Below are 21,371 nucleotides of genomic sequence, written 5' to 3'. Positions count from 1 at the left end.
GAAACTTACTTAACGATAACCTTGCGACCGCGGTAGTAACCATCCGCAGTGATGTGGTGACGCAGATGAGTTTCGCCAGAAACTTTATCTACTGACAGAGCAGCAGTGGTCAGCGCATCGTGCGAACGACGCATACCACGCTTAGAACGGGTGGGTTTATTCTGTTGTACGGCCATGGACCTTACTCCTATTACTTACGCTTTAAACTGGCTAATACGGCAAATGGATTTGGTTTCTCCGCCTCTGCAGGCAGTTTACCAAAGACCATGTCCGCCTCGGACACTTCACAGTGTTCAGAATCGTGCACCGGAACGACCGGCAGCGCGAGAATCAGTTCATCCTCGACAACCGCCAGCAAATCGATCTCACCAAACTCGTTGACATCGACCGGCTCGTACGCTTCCGGTAATGCTTCGGCCTGCTCTTCAGAAGAGACAGGGCTGAAGCAGTAACTCACTTTTACGTGATGGGGAAAGGTCTGGTTGCAGCGCTGACAACGCAACGTCACCTGTACTTCAGCAGTACCCGTCAGTACCGCCAGACGCTGGTTATCAACCGCAAACGACATGGCACAATCCACATCACTGTCCACACTAACGACCGACTCGGCCACACGCTCCACCTGTAAAGATGTGTAGACACCCTGATAATCAAGGCGCTTCTGAGCGGTGCGGACAGGGTCCAGCGTTAGGGGTAATTTTACCTTTTGCATAGGGCGCGCATATTAACTTTGTAATGTCATAGAGTCAAAGAAAAAGGCCGTTAAACAGCATCTTTCAACCACTATTCGCATCCAGTGCGGCGCACAGTTTAAAATGACTGCCACCAATTCGCTATCACTATTGAAAAAAAATGACACCATCGATTCTTTTAGCTTCAACGTCGCCCTTCCGGCAGGCTTTACTGCATAAGCTTGGCTTGCCATTTATGATCGCCGCGCCGGAGGTTGATGAGTCCCCCGTGCCAGGTGAAACCGCCGAAGCGCTGGTAACACGCCTGGCCGTGGCAAAAGCGCAGGCGCTGGCAAAAACCTGGCCCAGCCACTGGATCATCGGCTCGGATCAGGTCTGCGTGCTGGATGGCAGGATCACCGGAAAGCCTCACACGGCGGAGAATGCATGCGCGCAACTGCATGCCGCCAGCGGTAAAGCCATTACCTTCTATACCGGTCTGGCCCTTTTTCATCCGGCCAGTGGCAGACTGCTGCAGTGCTGTGAGCCCTTTGTGGTGCATTTCCGCACCTTAACCGACGCCGAAATCGCTGGATACGTGGAAAAAGAACAGCCGCTGCAGTGTGCCGGCAGTTTTAAAAGTGAAGGACTGGGAATTTGTCTGTTTGATCGACTGGAGGGCCGCGATCCCAATACGCTGATTGGGCTGCCGCTGATTGCGCTGAATGAGATGTTGCAGCAGGCCGGTATCAATCCTTTAACGGACTGATACCGGAGAGCCGTTACGCCTTCATCTGACGCAGTTTATTCAGGCATTGCTTCAGCCCGTCATCGAGTGGCGCTTCGACCCGCATTACTTCGCCCGTGCCAGGATGGGTAAAGGTCAGCGCCGCTGCGTGCAGGAACAGCCGTTTTAATCCGGTTGAGGCCAGCTGACTGTCAAAGTCACGTTCGCCGTAACGATCGTCAAAGGCGATGGGATGCCCTGCATGCAGTGTATGAACGCGAATCTGATGTGTGCGTCCGGTGACCGGACTCGCTTTTACCAGGGTGGCAAAGTCGAACCGCTCTTCCACTTTAAAGCGGGTTTCCGACGCCTTGCCTTCACTGCTGACGCGCACAACACGCTCTCCGCTCTGCAGGATGTTTTTCAGCAGCGGTGCCTGAACCACCTTCAGATGTGAGGGCCAGTTACCGCGCACCAGAGCCAGGTAATCTTTCTGCATGCCCTTTTCACGCAGTTGCTCATGCAGAGAACGCAGCGCCGAGCGCTTTTTAGCAACCAGCAGAATACCTGAGGTATCGCGATCGAGGCGATGAACTAATTCCAGAAAGCGCGCTTCAGGTCGCAGGGCGCGTAACCCTTCAATGACGCCAAAGCTAAGTCCGCTGCCCCCATGCACGGCGGTACCGGAAGGCTTATTCATTACCAGCAGCGACTCATCCTCAAACAGGATGGCATCAGCCAGTGAGGCAACCTTCGCCAGTTTAGGGGAAACAGCGTCTTCATCGCGTTCCGCTACCCGAACAGGCGGAATGCGTACCTCATCGCCCTCCTCCAGCTTGTACTCTGGCTTAACGCGCTTTTTATTCACCCGCACCTCGCCTTTGCGTACGATGCGATAAATCATGCTCTTTGGCACACCCTTAAGCTGGGTGCGCAAAAAGTTATCAATGCGTTGTCCGGCATTTTCAGCCGTGATGGCGACAAAATGTACGCCGGGATTCTCTGTTTTCATGGCGGCGATTCTAAATAGTGTCCCCTGATAGCGCCACCCCTTTTTCTGTGCTTAACTCAGGAGTTGGTGTGACGACAAGTCGCCTCTCTGCTGGCTTTTTCAGCAAAGCGCTGCATTGTCGGACACATTAACGCGTTAAATGTAAAGAAACTTCACAAGCTGGCTAAAGTCGCCTTGCTATATGAAGGTTAGCAATGGAATAATGCCTGAGTTTCCTAACTGATGCATTTCAGGGCAGAAACCGAGCGAAATTGTCATTTTGCCGGATTGAGCAGACACGCAGCAATGGCGTAAGACGTAATGCGAAATCAGGCACTTAGCGGGCTGCGGGTTGCGGCCTGGACAGCAGTATGGGATGCACGGGTTTTCTTTATTCTCTCAGGCATTTCCACTATCTGGTGCTGTTTTCCCTTATGAAAAACAGGCCACCGACGTTATTTGCGCCCCTCGCGCGGTCGACAGCCGTGAGGTTGACGACATTGCACTAAGTCACGGGGCCATCGGTTGATACTCGTCCAGGGTAATTATGCCCGCAGCTGTAATCACTCATGAAAGAATAACGAGTAAGTCACGATGAAAAGAATGTTAATAAACGCAACTCAGCAGGAGGAGTTGCGCGTTGCCCTGGTTGACGGTCAGCGTCTGTACGATCTGGATATTGAAAGTCCTGGACACGAACAGAAAAAAGCCAACATCTACAAAGGTAAAATCACGCGCATTGAACCCAGCCTTGAAGCTGCGTTTGTCGATTACGGCGCAGAGCGTCACGGTTTCCTCCCGTTAAAAGAAATCTCCCGCGAATACTTCCCCTCCAGCTATAACGCGCATGGTCGTCCGAATATTAAAGACGTACTGCGTGAAGGCCAGGAAGTTATTGTTCAGATTGATAAAGAAGAACGCGGCAACAAAGGCGCTGCGCTGACCACCTTTATCTCTCTGGCGGGCAGCTACCTGGTCCTGATGCCGAATAACCCACGTGCAGGCGGTATCTCTCGCCGCATCGAAGGTGACGACCGTACCGAATTAAAAGAAGCGCTGTCGGCGCTTGACCTGCCGGAAGGCATGGGACTGATTGTCCGCACCGCCGGCGTAGGCAAATCGGCCGAATCGCTGCAGTGGGATTTAAGCTTCCGTCTTAAGCATTGGGAAGCGATCAAGAAAGCCGCTGAAAACCGTCCTGCTCCGTTCCTGATTCATCAGGAGAGTAACGTGATTGTCCGCGCTTTCCGCGACTATCTGCGTCAGGACATCGGTGAAATTCTTATCGATAATCCAAAGGTTCTGGAACTGGCGCGTCAGCATATTGCTGCGCTGGGCCGTCCGGACTTCAGCAGCAAAATTAAGCTCTACACCGGTGAAATCCCGCTGTTCAGCCATTATCAGATTGAGTCGCAAATCGAATCCGCTTTCCAGCGTGAAGTCCGCCTGCCTTCCGGTGGCTCGATTGTCATCGACAGCACTGAAGCGCTGACCGCGATCGATATCAACTCAGCACGCGCAACGCGCGGCGGTGACATCGAAGAGACGGCGTTCAACACTAACCTTGAAGCCGCTGACGAGATCGCCCGTCAGCTGCGCCTGCGTGACCTGGGCGGCCTGATCGTTATCGACTATATCGATATGACGCCGGTACGCCATCAGCGCGCAGTTGAAAACCGTCTTCGCGAAGCTGTTCGTCAGGACCGCGCCCGTATTCAGATCAGCCACATTTCGCGTTTCGGCCTGCTGGAGATGTCCCGTCAGCGCCTGAGCCCATCATTAGGTGAATCCAGTCATCACGTTTGCCCACGCTGTAGCGGCACCGGCACCATCCGTGATAACGAGTCACTTGCTTTGTCGATTCTGCGTCTGATTGAAGAAGAAGCACTGAAAGACAACACCAAAGAAGTTCACGCTATTGTTCCGGTTCAGGTTGCCTCCTACCTGCTGAACGAAAAACGTGAAGCGGTCAACGCGATTGAAAAACGCCAGGGCGGCGTGCGGGCAATCATCGTTCCTGATGACAAGATGCAGACCCCGCACTACTCCGTGCTGCGCGTACGTAAAGGCGAAGAGACCCAGACCCTGAGCTATCATCTGCCGAAGCTGCACGAAGCCGAAATGGCGATGCCGTCGGAAGAAGAGCATGCAGAGCGTCGTCGTCCTGAGCAGCCTGCTCTGGCCGCGTTTGTGATGCCTGATGCACCGCCGGCTCCGGTAGAAGTTGAGCCGGAAGCGCAGCGTGCTGAAGCTCAGCCAGCGGCAAAAGCTAAACCTGCGGTGGCTGCACCTGCGACGGCCAGCACCGGTTTCTTCGGGCGTCTGCTTGGCGGCCTGAAAAAAATGTTTGCCAGCGAAGAAGCGCCTGCTGCTAAACCTGTGACCGCTGAGGTTGCTGAACCGCAAAAAGCGCCTGAAGGTGAGCAGGAAAACAACAACGGTCGTGGCGAACGACGCAGCAACAATAACAACCGTCGCAATAACAATCGTCGTGAGCGTACGCCGCGTAACGGGGATAACGCACAGTCGCGTGAGGGCCGTGAGCCTCGCGAAAGTCGTGAACCGCGTGAGAGCCGTGAACCGCGCGAAAGCCGCGAGCCACGTGAAAATCGTGAGCCGCGCGAGGGCAATAATAACAACCGCCGCAACAAGCGTGAGTCTCAGTCAGGTGAAGTACGCGAAGAGCGTCCGGCACTGAGCGAAGAAGCGCGCCAGCAGCGTGATGAGCAGCAGCAACAGCGCCGTGAACAGCGCGCTGAACGTCAGCGTCGTCGTCAGGAAGAGAAACGCGCCGGTGAAGAAGCCGCCAAAGTAGCTGAGCAGCCAGCAGTGGTCGCAGAAGCCCTGGACGCGACCGAGGTGCAGGATGATGAGCGCGTACAGGTTATGCCGCGTCGTAAGCCGCGTCAGCTGAACCAGAAGGTGCGTGTTGATGATAATCGTCAACCTATGCCAGCCGAAGCCAGCGACTTTGTCCAGCCTACCGAAGTGCGTCAGCCTCAGCCAGCTGAAGTTGCACAGCCGCAGCCTGAGTTCCAGGCGCAGCAGAGTGACGAACAGGATGACAGCGACAACCGTGATAACGCCAATATGCCACGTCGCTCACGTCGTTCGCCACGCCATCTGCGTGTGAGCGGACAGCGTCGTCGTCGTTACCGTGATGAGCGTTACCCGACGCAGTCAGCCATGCCTCTGGCCGCAGCAGCAGCGTCTCCCGAGATGGCCTCTGGTAAAGTCTGGATTCGCTATCCGGTGAGCCAGGCCAGCGAAGAGCAGGTGCAGAATGTGACACACCAGACACCCGCGTACAGCGCGGAAGAAACAGCAGTGGCTACCCATGGCCTGCCCGTGGCTGCCGCTGTGGAATCGGGTGTGCAGGACGCGCCAGTGCAGCATGCTGAGCCGCAGGCAGAAACGCCAGTGCCGGTCGTCAACACTGATGATACCCGTGCTATTGACGCCCCGGTTGACGAACAGCCTTCTGTGGTTCCGGCTGCCGATGAAGTGAAAGCAGACGCTGTCGCGGCTGAAGCCGTGCCTGCTGAACCCGTCACTGAAGCGCCGGTTATGACACCTGCTGTTGAGACGGTACAGCCTGCAGAGGTTGCACAATCATCAGAGGTTGAACAGCCTGCGGACGTTACTGAGCAGTCAGCCACTGATGTCAGTGAAGAGATCGCAGCCGAGGTTGAAGAAGTGCTGAATGCGCCAGTCGCAGCAGAGGCTGAAACAGCACCGGTTCGTGAACCTCATGCTCCGGTTGCTGCACGTGATATCGCGCCGGCGGAACCTGTGAAGGCGACCGAACCTGCAGTGTCATTGCCTGCCGACGCATCTGTGCCAGCAGCTGCAGCTGTACCGAACGACGGTACACGCTGGAAGCATTTTGCTTCTGCGCCAATGACCAAAGCGCCTGCGCCAGTCTGGCAGTCAGAACCGGCTCCGCACAGTGATTGGGTGCGTGCACCGTATGAGTTCGACGGTCGCGGTTCTGCAGGAGCGCATAGCGCCACCCATCAGGCCACTGCACCGGCAACCAAGCCGTAACGCATAAGCTGTTGTGAACCGAACCCCGGCCTTAAAGCCGGGGTTTTTTATGGCTGCAATTCTGCCCGCCAGCCGGATTACGGATAAACAGTCTCTGCAGGGGTCTCTTCAGGCAACAACGAAGGTTTACTCCGGCATTTCGGCAGGTAGGCTGTTGGACTGTTGGGCTGTTGGGCTATTGGGCTATTGGGCTGTGGTGGGTGATTCCGGAGTCCGTGCGGTGAATACGTGAAAGCAGGATAACCATGCGAATTATTTTCCGCTGTCACAGAAACCTGGTTTAAAAGCTAATGTTCCCGCCCGCCATCAACCGAATCGCAGGCAAAAAAAATCCCACCCTCCTTTAACGGGAGAGTGGGGAAAAGTAAGCGCATCCGGTTAAAGTACGCCTAAAATTTCAGGTCAGACTACGAATTCATCTGGAACAGTGACATCTTGGACATATCAGTAAAGGTCTTGTACGACGCCTGAAGGGCTGTCTGCTTCATGGTATAGCTGGACGCCGCCTCGGTTAAATCTACGTTAACCAGGTCACTCATCTGCGAGTTATAGATCACACTGCGGTCATCGCCCTGTGCATTCAGTGTATCGAGCTCTGAAAGCTGAGTACCAATCTCAGAACGTACCGTTAAAACATTATTCAGCGAGTTACCCAGGCCACGGTTGGTTTTATCCATCGCATCCTGGAAGGTCTGTTTGGTTGCAGCGTCTGCATCATCCTGCGGCACTTTCAATGCAGCAATGGCACTGTCCAGCATCGTAAACACATTGGTTTCGCTGGCGCTGCCATCCGGCTCTTTTTTAGCGTTACCGGAAATCGACATAAAGATACTGTCACCGGTATGCCCTACGGTCATGGTTCGGCTGGTGTCGACCTTCTGGGTGATTGCCTCGGTACCGCCTGTGTAGCTGACGCCGTTGCCTGCCGTGTCAACAAACGGCGCGCTGTCGGTTTTATAACCGGCAAAAATATAGCGGCCATTGGCATCCTGGCTGTTTGCCTGGTTCAGTAACTGAGCGCGAATGCCCTCCAGCTGAGTGGCAATCGATCCGCGGTCACTGTCGCTCAGGGTACCGGTTGAACCGTTAACGATCAGCCCCTGCGCCGCAATGATCCCATCGGTGACACCTTTCAGCGTATTCTCTTCCAGAGATAGGCCCTGATCGGCAAAGGTGCGCGCCAGCGCATATTGCTTGCCCTGCTGCTGGGTTTGTGACAACACCACAGCACGTGACGCCGCAATGGGATCGTCCGAAGGATTATTCACACGGCGGCCGCTGGAGAGCTCCTCGCCTGATTTCAGCCAGGAGGCCTGTGAGTCAGTGATGCCACGCACCTGCTGCTCAAAAATCATATTTGTACTGATTCGCATGTTATCTCCTGCCCTTAGCGAATATTGATCAATGCATTAAACACGGTGCTGGCGGTCTGCAGCACCTGCGCATTAGCCATGTAATATTGCTGATATTTAGTCAGGTTGGCGTACTCCTCATCAAGGTTTACGCCTGAGACCGATTGCTGACGTTGGGTCAGCTGACTGACCACGCTTTTCTGTGTATCGCTGGTGGTCTGCAGTGAACTGGTTTTGTTACCCACGCTACTGACGATAGCCGCGTAAGCCTGCGACAGCGTGGCGTTGCCACCGACCAGCTTCGCATCCTGCAGACTCAGCAGTTTTTGCGCATTGCGGTTATCACTCTCACCGCCAACGGCACCGGCAGCAGCGACCTCAGATTCATTGGTGATCGCGACGGACATGTCGTTGATCACGTTCTGGACCGGCTTCACCAGAAAACTGTCTTTAGCAGCCGGTGCAGGCGTGCCGGGAACGGTCAGCTTCAAACCATCAAAGCTCAGCGTGGTGTTGCCGCTGGCGTCTTTAACCTGTGCAATGGTCACAGCGGTGCTGTCAGAGGCACGGGTGGCGCTCCAGTTAGTACCGTCAAAGCTGACGTTATAGTTGGTCGCTTTCAGCGCGCTGGTATCGGTCCACTCAGCGGTAACGGAGGCGGCGGTGCTGTTTTTACTGTTGCTTACCACCAGCGGGCTGCCGATATTAAAGAAATCAACGCCCTGATCGCCGTTACTGTCGAAGCCCTGCTTGTGAACATCGTTAAAGCTGGTCGTAAACGCAGCTGCTAACTGACCCAGCTGGTTCTGCGCCAGATCCAAATCCTGACTACGGAATGCCAGCAGACCGCCCAGCGAGCCGGTGGTGATCAGCTTTTCCGGAATCTCGACGTTGCCCGCCTGTTTATCGACATAGCCGATAGTAGTGCGTGTCGGATCGCTGCTGGAAGGCATCGCCACCAGATCGTGAGATTTGTCGCCGTTTACCAGCGTCAGGCCATTCGCCATGGAGACCGTGTAGCCGCCATCCTGCTGCGACACTGTGACGCCAACTACGTTATTCAGGGTATTCACCAGCTGATCGCGCTTATCAAGCAGATCGTTAGGAGCGGCACCGTTAGCGGTACTCAGTTTGCCAATCTGCTTGTTCAGATCGGCGATCTGGCTGGTAATGGTGTTGACCTGCTTGATGCTGGAACCGACGTCTGCATTGACGCTGTTCTGCATATTGTTCAGGTATTGCGCCGAGGTCTGGAACTGGCTGACCAGACCCTGTGCATTGCTGAGCATTGACTGACGTGCTGACGGATCGTTGGCATTGCTGACCACGTTCTGCAGGTTAGTAAAGAAGCCCTGCAGCGAGGTTGACAGGCTGGTCGTCGAAGTCGACAGCAGATCGTCAATGTTTGAAATCTGGCTGTGCTGGGTGCTTACTGCGCTGTAGCTCGCGCTGGAACCGCGTAACTGCGTGGCAATAAATGCATCATATTCACGTTGTACACCGGTGATATTCACGCCGTTACCATAATAGCTGTTGCCCTGCAGGGTACTGTTTGCCTGCGCCAGCACCGTGGTCTGACGAGAATAGCCCGCCACGGTGTAATTGGAAATGTTGTTACTGGTGGTGCTCAGAGCGGCCTGCGCGGCACTCAGTCCGCTCATCGCGGAGTTAATTATGCTGGACATCTCGGTTCCTTACGTTCCCCCGTTAACCGGGCTGGCAGACATCAAAGTGGGCGCCAGCAGGCGAAAACGCATCTGGCTATAGGGATGTTATCGGCTTGCTTAAGTGAAACTTGAGGCGCAATGATCAGAACAGGTCACCCATATCCTGGCTGTACGCTTTGACGACTTTGTCACCCATACTTTTGAATTGCTGAATCATTCCCACCAGCTTTTGCGCATATTTCGGATCGGTGGCATACCCTGCCGCCTGCAATGCCTGCGCGCCCTGCTCCGCGGATGTGGCGTTGGTCACCGCCGCATAGCGTGGGTTTTTGGTGAGGAGTTTGACGTAGTCAGTCAGCGCCTCGAAATAAGAGTTGTAGACACGGAAGCTGGCACGGACTTTCTTCGCTTCACCCTGCTCATATTCGGTAGTCATGATATCGGTGGTGTCGCCTTTCCAGTCGCCGCTGGCTTTAATCCCGAACACGTTGTAGCTCGGTTTGCCGTCGCGGGTCAGGATCTGACGCTGGCCCCAGCCCGACTCCAGCGCAGCCTGCGCCAGAATCAGGTGATGCGGAATGCCACTCTGCTGACTGGCTGCCTGCGCCGGTTGCGTCAGCTGGGCGATAAACTCGCGGCTGTCGCTGGGCAGGCCTGTGGGTGACGCAACCGGCGGCAGACGCGGCATCGCCTTACGCACAATCTGCTCCAGCTGCTCCGCGGCCATGGGTTTTGCCCCGCTGGTACTGAGAATAAAGCTGTTATCCAGCTTCATCGGCACCGTACCGGCTTTTTCATCCGGCGCGGTGGCAGGCTGCATCTGTTTGACGATGGTTTCCGCCAGGCCAAGGCCGCGCTTACCCATCTCCTGTGCAATCTGCTGATCATACATCGAGGTGAAAAGTTTGGTCTGTTCGTTGCCCATAATCCCGTCCTGCGGCAACGCCTCGCGCATACTCTTCAGCATCATTTGTACAAACATCCCTTCGACCTGACGCGCGACCTGCAACGCATGTGCTTTCGGATCGTTGCTGGCCTGGCGTTTCAGTTCATTCAGGGAGCGGCTGTCAAAAGCCGAACTTGTCAGAGATTGCATGTCAGCCATCAGATAATTTCCAGTTTGGCACGCAGACAGCCGGCACTCTGCATCGACTGCAGAATCGACATCAGTTCGATTGGTGACGCACCCAGCGCATTCAGTGCACGCACCACGTTATTCAGGTTGGCGCTGGCGTTAACACGTTGCAGCGCACCGCCGGTCTGGCGCAGATCGATCTGCGTCTGCGTCGTCGCGACCGTCTGACCACCGGCCAACGGTGTATCAGGCTGACTCACGTTCTGCTGCTGGTTAACCGTCACCGACAGGTTGCCCTGGGCTACCGCACACTGATTCAGCGTCACTTCACGGTTCATAACGACTGAGCCGGTACGGGAGTTGATGATCACTTTGGCATCTTCTACCGGAATCGACACATTAATGTTCTGGATCTCAGCCAGCAGGCGCACCTGCGCACCATTATTAGGTGACACGCGGATCTGCACAGTACGGGCATCCAGCGGCTGTGCCGCGCCGTAACCGCCACGGGCGTTGATTGCATCAGCAATACGCTGTGCCATTGAGAAATCTTCGCTGTTAAGCTGCAGGTTGATGGTGTTCTGCGTACCAAAGTTGCTCTGCAGTTCACGCTCTACGGTTGCCCCGCCGGTGATACGTCCACCGTTCAGCTGGTTAACCTGAACACTGCTGCCGCCTGCTGATGCACCGGCACCGCCGACCAGAATATTACCCTGCGCCAGCGCGTAAACCTGGTTATCAACCCCTTTCATCGGCGTCATTAACAGCGTGCCACCACGCAGGCTTTTGGCGTTACCCAGCGAGGAGACCACCACATCCAGCGTCTGTCCCTGACGGGCAAACGAAGGCAGTTTGGCGGTGACCATGACGGCCGCCACGTTTTTCAGCTGCATGTTGGTGCCGGCAGGCACGGTAATACCCAGCTGTGACAGCATGTTGCTCACTGTCTGCGTCGTAAATGGCGTCTGGGTGGTCTGGTCACCCGTGCCATCCAGACCCACCACCAGGCCGTAGCCCAGCAGCTGGTTGTCACGCACGCCCTGTACCGTGGTTAAATCACGAATCAAATCGGCTTTGGCCAGCAGGCTGACGCCCAGCAGCAGCGCCAGCCCGGCGCGTAACAGCGTTAACTTTTTCATTGAAACCTCTTACATCGGCGAGATGTTCAGGAAGAAACGCTGGAACCAGCCCATGGTCTGCGCCTCATTGATATAACCATTTCCGACGTACTCAATACGTGCATCGGCGACAGCGGTAGATAACACGGCGTTACTGGCGCTGATGGTGCGCGGATTGACCACGCCCGAGAAGCGAATGAACTCCGTGCCCTGATTAATGGCGATCTGTTTTTCGCCCACCACGTGCAGGTTGCCGTTTGACAACACCTGATCCACGGTGACGGTAATGGTGCCGGTAAAGGTGTTATTGGCAGATGCGCCGCCTTTACCTGCGAAATCGTTTTTGCCTTCGGCGCTGAGATTGGCTTTTTCGCCACCTGCACCGACCAGACCGGCGAGGCCTGTCGGCACCCCGGTTATACCCAGGCTGTTGCTGCCATCGCGGCTGGCACTGGCCGAGGAGCTTTTGCTGGCGCTGACGTTTTCCTGCAGCGTAATGGTCAGGGTATCGCCGATGTTGCGCGGACGACGATCTTCAAACAGCGGCTGATAGCCGTAGTTAAGCGGCGCGACGCCCTGGAATATGGAGCCGTTGACCACCGGTGGCGCGGACGGCATGGGTTGCGCTGTGGTTGCACCTTCGACCAGCGGGGTACGCGGGACCAGAGCACATCCGTTAAGAGTTAGCAGCAACGAGGCGACTAACCAATGTCCAGGCTTGAGAATCTGTTGCTTCGCCACGGTGTCACGACCTTATTAATGTCTGTCATTCAGGCCAGCACGGGCTGGCCCTGTTCGGGATTAAAGCTGCGTTAATTTCGCCAGCATCTGATCGGAAGTGCTGATCGCCTTGCTGTTGATTTCGTAGGCACGCTGCGTCTGGATCATGGTGACCAGCTCTTCCGCTACGTTAACGTTTGAGGTTTCGGTGTAGCCCTGATAGAGCAGACCCGCGCCGTTCTGGCCTGGGGTGCTGTCTGTCGGTGCGCCCGATGCCTGTGTTTCTTTGTAGAGGTTTTCACCCACGCTATCGAGACCAGCATCATTCATAAAGGTGCTCAGGGTTAACTGACCGACCTGCGCGGCCTGAGCCTGGCCCTGCTGCGTCACGCTGACCACACCGTCACGCGACACCGTAATGCTGGTGGCGTTAGCGGGAATGGTAATGCCTGGCTGCACCGGGAAGCCGGAGTTGGTCACCAGCTGGCCGTTCTGATCAACCTGAAACGCGCCGTCACGGGTATAAGCCGAGGTGCCATCCGGCATCTGAATCTGGAAATACCCCTGGCCATTAATGGCGATATCTTTTGAGTTGCTGGTCTGCGACAGGTTGCCCTGAGTATGCAGACGCTCCGTCGTCACCGGACGGACACCGGTACCAATCTGCAAACCCGATGGCAGCGTCGTCTGTTCTGATGACTGGGTGCCCGGCTGGCGCATGGTCTGGTACATCAGGTCTTCGAACACGGCACGTGAACGCTTAAAGCCGTTGGTGCTGACGTTTGCCAGGTTGTTGGCAATGACGTCCATGTTCATCTGCTGCGCATCAAGACCGGTCTTAGCGATCCATAAAGAACGAATCATGTTGTTATCCTCGTGCCTCAGCCCATGCTCAGGAGCTGGTTGGCTTTTTGTTCATTTTCGTCGACGTTGGTGATGACTTTCATCTGCATCTCAAAACGTCGGGCGTTGGCGATCATATCGACCATGGTTTCTACCGGTTTGACGTTGCTGCCTTCCAGTACGCCAGGCATAACCTGCATGGTGGGATCCGCCTGTAACGCGGCTCCGCGGGTCGCCTGCGTCGACGCAGTAGGACGGAACATGCCGTCATCACTGCGCTGCAGCTCCTGCCCGGTTGCCCTGACCAGCTTCAGCTTGCCCAGCTGGACCGTGGCGTTCGGGGAATCACCGGCATTCAGCCCGGTGATCGAACCGTCAGCAGCAATGGTGATTTCAGTGCCCTGCGGGATCACAATCGGACCGCCATCGCCCATCACAGGATTGCCCTGAACCGTCAGCGTACCGGTCGGACTGATTTGCATATTGCCGTTACGCGTGTAGGCTTCGCTGCCGTCAGCGGTGCGTACCGCCAGCCAGCCATCCTGCTGCACCGCCACATCGAGCGGACGCTCGGTGTAATCCATCGCGCCCTGACTCATGTCGGCGCCGGGTGTAGAGGCGGCGACCAGCGTACGGGTCGGCAGCGACCAGCCACTCACCGGCACTGCGCGCAGCGCATTCAGCTGCGCACGAAAACCCGGTGTAGAGGCGTTGGCGAGGTTGCTGGCGGTCACCGCCTGCTGATCCAGCGTCTGGCTGGCCGCGCCCATCGCGGTATATATCGCGTGATCCATATGGCAATCCTGTTAGCGAATTAACGTAAGTTAACCAGCGTGTTGAGAATCTGGTCCTGAGTTTTGATGGTCTGCGCATTCGCCTGATAGTTACGCTGCGCCACGATCATGTTCACCAGCTCTTTACTCATGTCGACGTTGGAAGATTCCAGTGCGCCGGCGGTCAGTGAACCAAAGGTGCCGGTGTTAGCCAGACCAATGGCTGCCTGACCGGATGCGCTTGACGCCTGCCAGACGTTATCGCCTTTCGACTGCAGACCTTCCGGGTTCGAGAAGCTCGACAGGACGATCTGACCCAGCAACTGGGTTTTCTGGTTTGAGTAGCTGCCAGTGATGGTGCCGTCATTATTGATCGCGTAGCTGGTCAGATCGCCAGGGGCATAACCATCCTGGGTCGGGCTGCCAAAGTTGGTGGCGCCGGTGTTCTGCTGCAGGCTGCCCAGCATGCTCATAGTGATGGGCTGATTGGCGACCGCGCCATTGGCACCGCCCACGTTCAGCGTCAGGCCAACAGTGCCATCGGTGGTGGTGCTCGCTACCGTACCGTTTGCATTCAGTTTAGAGACGCTGGTCAGCTTACCGCTGGTGTCAAACGCCATTCTGAAATCGCCCGCTGAAAGGCCGGTATTGGCATCAATGGTGCGCACGGTCCAGCTGTTGCTGGCGGTGTCTTTCGCGAAATACATGTCGAGCGCGTGGTCATTACCCTGCGAGTCAAACACGGTGGCCGTGGTTTTCTTGTTGTAGCTGTCCGCGTTCGCCGTCGAGAAGGTAGGCACGGATGGCGTGGTATCCGTTGAGTTCAGGTTGGCAACCAGACCGGCAGTGGTAGTCGCACGGGCGGGCATCTGCTCAGTAGGAATACGCAGTGCAACCGGGTTAGCACCTGCCTGGATGGTAGCCGGTGAACCGCTGGCCGGATAGCCGGTCACGTTCAGACCCTGGGTGTTGACCAGGTTACGGTTGGCATCCAGCGTTAACTGGCCATTACGTGAATAGAAGACGCCGCCGCTGCTGTCGGTCATACGGAAGAAACCGTTACCGCTCAGCGCAACGTCCAGGCCACGGCTGGTGGTGGTGGTCGCGCCATCGTTAAAGTTCTGGATTACCGCAGCGACTTTGGTGCCGAGGCCGACGTTAGAACCGGCAAACATATCGGCAAACGCGATGGTGCTCGATTTAAAGCCCGCAGTGGCGGAGTTAGCAATGTTGTTACCGATGACATCAAGGTTACTTGAAGCAGCACCAAGGCCGCTGACCGCTTGGGAAAATGACATGTGTTTGTTTCCTGTCTACAGGTTAATCAGAGAATCTGACGTACGTCGTCAAGGGTGGCGGAGCCCATGGTGCCGAGATCCAGTTTTGTGGTGTTGTTCGCTGTACTCACCCCATTGACGTAGGCGTAGTTAAGCGGTTGTGCCACCAGTTGTGTGTTGCCATTGCTTGCGGCAATCGCAACGCTGTATTTACCATCTGGCGCAACGGAGCCATCGGTGAGCTTGCCGTCCCACGAGAAGGTGTGCACGCCCGCGCTCAGCGCGCCCAGATCGACGGTGTTGATTACCGAGCCATTGGCATCTGTAATGGTGGCGGTTGCGCCGGTTGAGGCAGAGGCCAGTTCAACGCCAAATGGCGTCGTGGTGCCTTTGCCAACCAGAATCTGTCCGCCATTGACCATTACGCCATGCCCAATCAGCGTGGAGCTCTGCAGTGACTGGCTGGTGTTGATCTGGCCGGAGATCGATCCCAGCGTGGTATTCAGTTTTTCAATGCCGCTCAGGGTATTGATCTGTGCCAGCTGCGTGGTGAGCTGGCTGTTATCCATAGGATTCGTAGGATCCTGGTTCTTTAACTGCGTCACCAGCATGGTCAGGAACTGGTTCTGCAGATCCTGTGCATTGTTGCCCGTGCCACTGGTGTTAGAAGAGCTAAGAACCGTGGGGTCCAGCTTGTCGTTAACGCCTACCGCGATAGCCATAAATTTTCTCCGTTATTGCCCAAGGGTCAGGGTTTTCATCATCATCGACTTCACGGTGTTGAGCACTTCAACGTTGGCCTGGTAACTGCGTGACGCCGACATGGTGTTGACGCTTTCAGAAACCACATCCACGTTCGGCATCTTCACGTAGCCTTTGGCATCAGCCATGGGATTGCCCGGGTCATACACCAGCTTCGCGGGTGTGGGATCATCCACGACCTTTGCCACTTTCACACCGCCGGTGGCGGAGCCGGGTGCCGCATCGGTCTGGAAGACCACCTGCTTAGCAACATAAGGCTTACCATCTGGGCCGGTGACGCTGTCGGCGTTCGCCAGGTTACTGGCACTGACGTTTAATCGCTGTGATTGCGCGGTCATCGCTGAGCCGGCAATGTCAAAAATATTCAGCAAGGCCATAATTATTGCCCTTGTAACACGCTCATCATGCCTTTGATCTGGCTACTGATGAGGGTGAGGTCGGTTTGATATTTCAGGCTGTTATCCGCGAACTGCGTACGCTCACGGTCCATATCTACGGTGTTGCCGTCGGCAGAAGGCTGATCGGGAATGCGATAAAGCATATCCATCGATGGTGCGCCGTTTGTCTGTGCTTCAATGTGCCGGGCTGACGTGACTTTTAGCGCCATGCTGCTGCCTTCCGCACGACCATTGGACATCACCCGACTCAGCTCGCTTGCAAAGTCGATATCCCGGGCCTGATATCCAGGGGTATCGGCGTTGGCAATATTTGACGCCAGGATCTCCTGACGTTGAGCACGCAGGTTGAGGGCCTCCGTACCAAATTTCAGCGCCGCATCCAGTTTGTCGAGCATGTTTCCTCCGCGTATGAGAATTTCGAGCTCGCAGCTTAATTTGAAAAAGCAAGACGTCATCGTCTGAATAGCGACTTAAATGGCCGCTATTTTGACAATTGAGGATTTTTCTTAAAGGTTACACTCGTCGCCATCATCAGTGAGGAAATGCACAATGCGTCGATATCTGACCCTGCTGACCAGTCTGCTGGTCGTGATTGCCCTGCCAGCTTCTGCCGGGGATCTCAATGCACAACTGAATCAATTTTTTAAAGCGCGTGACGCCCAGCATGCTGCTGGCATGGTCGTAGTGGTTCGCACGCCGAAAGAACAGTGGCCAGCCTGTGAGGCGCCACAGTTCACGCTGCCCGGCAACAGCCGGTTGTGGGGCAATATGAGCGTGGCGGCAAATTGCGGTGAGAATCGCCGTTATATCCAGGTACAGGTCCAGGTCACCGGCTCTTATCTGGTGGCGAACCGGCTGCTGAGTCAGGGCAGTAGCGTTAGCGAGAGTGATTTCACGCTGCAGACCGGCCGCCTGGACACCCTGCCCGCCCGCGCCCTGCTGAATGCGGACTCGGTCGCCGATGCTGTGGTGCTGCGCGATATCCAGCCCGGACAGCCGATTAATCCGTCCACGCTGCGTCAGCCGTGGCGGGTTAAGGCGGGTCAGAATGTGATGGTGATTGCCAGCGGTGATGGATTTGACGCCAGCGGTGAGGGCAAGGCGCTGAACAATGCCGCCCGTTCGCAGTCGGTCCGTGTCCGGATGGGAAATGGCCAGGTTGTCAGCGGTAAGGTCCGGGAGGATGGGAATATTCTTATAACGCTGTAAAGTGTTAAAGAAGCCCTAAGTGCTGCCGATAGAAGAATCAACAAAGCGATAACGCTATTATGATTCAGGTGGCAGACTTCCCCCTGACCGTACAGGAGCCCGAATATGAGCATTGACAGAACGCAACCGCTGAAACCCGCCAGCACCGTACAGAGCCGCGATAGCAGTGAGTCCGGTAACAGCAAAGTGCGCCAGAGCGCCAGCCCGGTGGCAGCCGCCACGACCCCTGCAGCAGCCCAGGTCAGCCTGAGCAGCGCGCAGGCGCAATTGATGCAGCCGAGCAGCAAAGATATTAACGTCGAGCGCGTTGAACAACTGAAAACCGCCATTCGTAATGGCGAACTGAAGATGGATACCGGCAAAATCGCCGATGCGCTGATTGCCGACACCAAGGCGTATTTAGAGGGTAACTAATTCCCATGAGTAATTTGCAGACCACATTAGATAAGATGCAGGACGTGCTGGCATCGCTGTCAGCCGTGCTGGAAGAAGAGCAGCAGCAGCTGGCAGCGGGCAGCATTAACAGCAACCTGCTGCAGCGTATCACCGAAGATAAAAGCGCGCTGCTCAGTACGCTCAACTATCTGGATGAGATGCGTCGCGCCGCTGAACAGAGTCAGGCGACATCAGCACCTTATCGTGGTCAGAACGACATGGCTCGCCGCTGGGATACGATCCAGCAGCATTCCCGTCGTCTGCAGGATGCCAATGTCCACAATGGCCTGCTGCTGCAACATCAGATTCGTTACACCGAAAATGCACTTGAAGTGCTGAAGCCGCATCAGACGCAGGCCTTTTATGGCCCGGATGGGATGGGTAAAGGCCAGGCGACGTTAAGCCGTAAAGCCTGAGTCGAAAAGTAGCGTAAAAAATCCCGCCAGGTGCGGGATTTTTTTATTGGTGCGTTATTTTCTTTATCACGATTCGCTTTGAGATTGTGCCTGTACAGGGAACCGGGTCAGATCGGAAAGACGCAAAAGCTGTCATCCATGACACGCTCGGCCCACGCGATTACGCACCTCATCCCTGAGGTGCGCCCGTTGCCGGGCCAACGCTTCGCGTTGTTCAAAAACGCTCCCGGCGTTTTTGTCCATGGCGTGGGACGCTTTCCTCCTATGCCCCCGTTCCCTGCACATTGAATTTCTCATGGCTGCAAACCTTACACAGTCGTGCGCCGAGCATAGTCGCGCAACCGGAAGCCCAGCAGCCCCAGCGCCAGGAAATAGGCCCCGCCGCCAACTGCACAGACCGCCGCCAGACGCAGCAGTCGCCACAGCATCGGGCCCTGCTCCCATGCGGGCATCCACTGCAGCATGGCGAACAGTGCACCAGCCATGACCACCACCGCGACCAGCAGGCGGATCAGGAAGCTGCTCCAGCCTGGCTGCGGGTTAAAGATATTCTTCTTACGCAACTGCCAGTAAAGCAGCGACGCATTGAGACAGGCTGCCAGACCAATCGACAGTGACAGACCGGCATGTTTCAGCGGACCAATAAACGCCAGGTTCATTACCTGCGTCATGATCAGAGTAATAATCGCGATTTTAACCGGCGTTTTGATGTCCTGACGGGAATAGAAGCCCGGTGCCAGCACTTTAACCACAATCAGTCCCATCAGGCCGACAGAGTAAGCAATCAGGGCACGCTGCGTCATCAATGCATCAAAAGCGGTAAATTTACCGTACTGAAACAGTGCCACGGTCAGCGGGCCGGAGAGCATACCCAGGGCTACGGCGCTGGGCAGGGCCAGCAGGAAGCACAGGCGCAGACCCCAGTCCATTAGTCGGGAATATTCATCATGGTTGCCACTGGCAAAACTTTTAGCCAGCGATGGCAGCAGAATAGTGCCCAACGCCACGCCGAGCACACCAGAGGGAAACTCCATCAGACGGTCAGCATAGTACATCCAGGAGACTGAACCTGAGACCAGGAACGAGGCGAAAATGGTATTGATGATCAGGGAAATCTGGCTGACAGAAACGCCCAGAATGGCAGGCCCCATTTGACGCATAACCCGCCAGACACCCGCATCACGCAGATTCAGGCGGGGAAGCACCAGCATCCCCAGCTTCTTCAGGTGCGGCAGCTGATAGCCAAGTTGCAGTACGCCGCCAGCCACCACGGCCCAGGCCAGCGCCATCACCGGTGGATGGAAGTGCGGCGCAGCAAACAGCGCAAAACCAATCATACTCACGTTCAGCAGAGTCGGCGCAAAGGCTGGCACCGAGAAACGGTTCCAGGTGTTGAGTACCGCACCCGCCAGCGACGCCAGCGAAATCAGCATAATGTAGGGGAAGGTTACCCGCAGCAGCGAGCTGGTCAGCGCGAACTTATCGGGACTGTCAGCAAAGCCGGGCGCCGTGACCATGATGACCCAGGGCGCAGCGATCATGCCCGCCACGGTGACCAGCGCCAGCGCCAGCGTCAGCAGGCCCGAGACGTAAGCCAGGAAGAGTCTGGTCGCCTCTTCGCCCTGCTTACTTTTGTATTCAGCCAGAATCGGCACGAAAGCCTGAGAAAATGCACCTTCAGCAAAAATACGCCGCAGCAGATTGGGCAGTTTAAACGCAACAAAGAACGCATCGGTCGCCATTCCGGCGCCAAACACCCGCGCCACAATGGCATCACGGGCAAAGCCCAGTACGCGGGAAAACAGGGTCATAGAACTGACCGCTGCCAGCGATTTCAACAAATTCATAATTGACGGCGCATCCTGAAAAGAATCAGCAAAAAAGGAGAATTAGCGCGGGCACCTGAGGATGCCCGGCGACAGTCTACTGCCACAGAGGGAAATGACCAGCACGGAGTGTTACAAGGCGTTATTCGCGGGTGGCCTCGCGCCACAGTTTTTCCACGACACGCTGCGCCATCAGCGCCTGTTCACCGCTGGTTTCAGGCTTCGTCTGATTTTGTACACAGTCAATGAAATGGTGCGCCGCGCCGCTGAAACCGCGCTGAGCAAGATGGCTCTGCCAGGCGGGTGGCTGCGTAATTATCAGGCCATCACTCTGCTCTTCGTGCCAGTCGCGCATCTCGCTGATGTCGATGCACTTACCGTCACATACCGCACTGACCCGCTCGCGCTGACTGCCTGCGCGGCGGTGCATGCTGGTGGAGATCGTTAATCCTTCAACACTGAAATGGTGCTCAGCATAGAGCATCTGTCCCTGTTCGTTGGTGTCGATACGTCCCTGAACCTGGCGAAACGGTTTGCCGCCCAGCCAGAGTGCGGTGTCCACCACATGCAGGTAATCGTCGAGCAGGGTAAAGCGAAGATCCTGTGGCCCGACGCTATCGCTGCGATGCTTTTCAATCCGCAGAGAGGCAGCGTCGGTCATCTTCGCCCGCAGCTGCTGATAGCGCGGCGCGAATCGACGGTTAAACGCCACCATCAGTTTACGCTGACGTTTTTCCGCCAGCGCCACCAGCGACTCAGCCTGCTCCAGAGTTTCAGCCAGCGGCTTGTCCACACAGACATCTTTTCCGGCCAGCAGCAGTGCCCTGACCACGTCGTAATGCGTAGCGGTGCTGCTGTGGACAAAGACCGCGTCGCAGGCAGCCGCTAAATCATTTAACGAACTAAAATTTGAGATGCGATAACTGTCGCAGATTGGGCGGGCTTTGGCCTGGTTCGGGGAGAATGCGCCCACCAGCGTCCAGTCTGTTGCTGCAGAAAGCACAGGCAACCAGGCTTTCTGCGCGATACCGCCTAATCCCACCACACCAATACGTAGTGTCATT

At 56.0% G+C, this 21,371-nt stretch carries 21 protein-coding genes; 5 read left to right on the top strand and 16 right to left on the bottom strand.

Annotated elements, in window-relative coordinates; all coding sequences use genetic code 11:
- Nucleotides 1–5: 5 nt before the first annotated feature.
- On the bottom strand, nt 6–176 hold the full coding sequence (gene rpmF / locus AC6I77_RS06975; RefSeq protein ID WP_003849870.1) for a 50S ribosomal protein L32: 171 nt from the start codon (nt 174–176) through the stop codon (nt 6–8).
- A 14-nt stretch (nt 177–190) separates the two neighbouring features.
- Nucleotides 191–712, bottom strand: a complete 522-nt coding sequence (gene yceD, locus AC6I77_RS06970) for a 23S rRNA accumulation protein YceD (RefSeq protein WP_039661017.1) — start codon at nt 710–712, stop codon at nt 191–193.
- 140 nt (nt 713–852) lie between these two features.
- Here yceD and AC6I77_RS06965 point away from each other — a divergent pair, with 140 nt between their 5' ends.
- The gene (locus AC6I77_RS06965; RefSeq protein ID WP_039661015.1) at nt 853–1,440 is read left to right on the top strand and encodes a Maf family protein; all 588 of its coding nucleotides are present in this window, start codon (nt 853–855) and stop codon (nt 1,438–1,440) included.
- A 13-nt stretch (nt 1,441–1,453) separates the two neighbouring features.
- Here the strand turns inward: AC6I77_RS06965 and rluC are convergent, their stop codons facing one another.
- Nucleotides 1,454–2,410: a 23S rRNA pseudouridine(955/2504/2580) synthase RluC gene (gene rluC / locus AC6I77_RS06960; RefSeq protein WP_003849873.1), complete on the bottom strand. Its 957-nt coding sequence runs from the start codon at nt 2,408–2,410 to the stop codon at nt 1,454–1,456.
- A gap of 573 nt (nt 2,411–2,983) precedes the next feature.
- On the opposite strand from rluC, the gene rne reads away from it, so the two are divergent.
- Complete coding sequence (rne, locus tag AC6I77_RS06955; RefSeq protein ID WP_497816786.1) at nt 2,984–6,436, top strand: ribonuclease E; 3,453 nt, start codon at nt 2,984–2,986, stop codon at nt 6,434–6,436.
- A gap of 407 nt (nt 6,437–6,843) precedes the next feature.
- On the opposite strand, the gene flgL is transcribed toward rne, so the two are convergent.
- The 11 genes from flgL to flgB all read right to left on the bottom strand — a co-directional run bounded on the left by flgL (nt 6,844) and on the right by flgB (nt 16,816).
- Entirely contained in the window at nt 6,844–7,809 is a 966-nt protein-coding gene (flgL, locus tag AC6I77_RS06950) for a flagellar hook-associated protein FlgL (protein ID WP_497816785.1), read from the bottom strand.
- 14 nt (nt 7,810–7,823) lie between these two features.
- Entirely contained in the window at nt 7,824–9,473 is a 1,650-nt protein-coding gene (flgK, locus tag AC6I77_RS06945; RefSeq protein ID WP_497816784.1) for a flagellar hook-associated protein FlgK, read from the bottom strand.
- Between the two features lie 124 nt (nt 9,474–9,597).
- Nucleotides 9,598–10,560 carry a flagellar assembly peptidoglycan hydrolase FlgJ gene (flgJ, locus tag AC6I77_RS06940; RefSeq protein WP_003849878.1) on the bottom strand — a complete coding sequence of 321 codons (963 nt, stop codon included), beginning with the start codon at nt 10,558–10,560 and terminating at the stop codon, nt 9,598–9,600.
- Entirely contained in the window at nt 10,560–11,669 is a 1,110-nt protein-coding gene (locus AC6I77_RS06935; RefSeq protein WP_003849879.1) for a flagellar basal body P-ring protein FlgI, read from the bottom strand. The genes flgJ and AC6I77_RS06935 overlap by 1 nt, the downstream gene beginning before the upstream one ends.
- A 9-nt stretch (nt 11,670–11,678) precedes the next feature.
- Nucleotides 11,679–12,389 (bottom strand): flagellar basal body L-ring protein FlgH, encoded by a 711-nt coding sequence (locus tag AC6I77_RS06930; RefSeq protein WP_008925927.1) that lies wholly within the window; start codon nt 12,387–12,389, stop codon nt 11,679–11,681.
- A 60-nt stretch (nt 12,390–12,449) separates the two neighbouring features.
- Nucleotides 12,450–13,232 (bottom strand): flagellar basal-body rod protein FlgG, encoded by a 783-nt coding sequence (flgG, locus tag AC6I77_RS06925; protein WP_003849881.1) that lies wholly within the window; start codon nt 13,230–13,232, stop codon nt 12,450–12,452.
- A 17-nt stretch (nt 13,233–13,249) separates the two neighbouring features.
- Nucleotides 13,250–14,005, bottom strand: a complete 756-nt coding sequence (locus tag AC6I77_RS06920; protein WP_008925926.1) for a flagellar basal body rod protein FlgF — start codon at nt 14,003–14,005, stop codon at nt 13,250–13,252.
- Nucleotides 14,006–14,025: 20 nt separating this feature from the next.
- On the bottom strand, nt 14,026–15,282 hold the full coding sequence (flgE, locus tag AC6I77_RS06915) for a flagellar hook protein FlgE (RefSeq protein WP_003849884.1): 1,257 nt from the start codon (nt 15,280–15,282) through the stop codon (nt 14,026–14,028).
- Between the two features lie 26 nt (nt 15,283–15,308).
- On the bottom strand, nt 15,309–15,983 hold the full coding sequence (gene flgD / locus AC6I77_RS06910) for a flagellar hook assembly protein FlgD (RefSeq protein WP_003849885.1): 675 nt from the start codon (nt 15,981–15,983) through the stop codon (nt 15,309–15,311).
- A 12-nt stretch (nt 15,984–15,995) separates the two neighbouring features.
- Complete coding sequence (gene flgC, locus AC6I77_RS06905; protein ID WP_003849888.1) at nt 15,996–16,400, bottom strand: flagellar basal body rod protein FlgC; 405 nt, start codon at nt 16,398–16,400, stop codon at nt 15,996–15,998.
- Nucleotides 16,401–16,402: 2 nt separating this feature from the next.
- Complete coding sequence (flgB, locus tag AC6I77_RS06900) at nt 16,403–16,816, bottom strand: flagellar basal body rod protein FlgB (protein ID WP_003849889.1); 414 nt, start codon at nt 16,814–16,816, stop codon at nt 16,403–16,405.
- A gap of 154 nt (nt 16,817–16,970) precedes the next feature.
- Between flgB and flgA the strand changes: the two genes are divergently transcribed.
- The 3 genes from flgA to flgN all read left to right on the top strand — a co-directional run bounded on the left by flgA (nt 16,971) and on the right by flgN (nt 18,481).
- On the top strand, nt 16,971–17,630 hold the full coding sequence (flgA, locus tag AC6I77_RS06895; protein ID WP_008925924.1) for a flagellar basal body P-ring formation chaperone FlgA: 660 nt from the start codon (nt 16,971–16,973) through the stop codon (nt 17,628–17,630).
- 105 nt (nt 17,631–17,735) lie between these two features.
- Complete coding sequence (gene flgM, locus AC6I77_RS06890) at nt 17,736–18,044, top strand: flagellar biosynthesis anti-sigma factor FlgM (protein WP_003849894.1); 309 nt, start codon at nt 17,736–17,738, stop codon at nt 18,042–18,044.
- A 5-nt stretch (nt 18,045–18,049) separates the two neighbouring features.
- Complete coding sequence (gene flgN / locus AC6I77_RS06885; protein ID WP_003849895.1) at nt 18,050–18,481, top strand: flagellar export chaperone FlgN; 432 nt, start codon at nt 18,050–18,052, stop codon at nt 18,479–18,481.
- A gap of 308 nt (nt 18,482–18,789) precedes the next feature.
- Here flgN and murJ read toward each other — a convergent pair whose 3' ends face one another.
- Both murJ and AC6I77_RS06875 read right to left on the bottom strand, forming a co-directional pair.
- The gene (gene murJ / locus AC6I77_RS06880) at nt 18,790–20,328 is read right to left on the bottom strand and encodes a murein biosynthesis integral membrane protein MurJ (protein WP_003849898.1); all 1,539 of its coding nucleotides are present in this window, start codon (nt 20,326–20,328) and stop codon (nt 18,790–18,792) included.
- A gap of 121 nt (nt 20,329–20,449) precedes the next feature.
- Nucleotides 20,450–21,370, bottom strand: a complete 921-nt coding sequence (locus AC6I77_RS06875) for a Gfo/Idh/MocA family protein (RefSeq protein ID WP_497816783.1) — start codon at nt 21,368–21,370, stop codon at nt 20,450–20,452.
- Nucleotide 21,371 lies beyond the last annotated feature (1 nt).

The organism is Pantoea sp. X-Soil-ISGK-259 (assembly GCF_059730705.1).
This window is presented reverse-complemented; position numbering and strand designations above follow the sequence as displayed.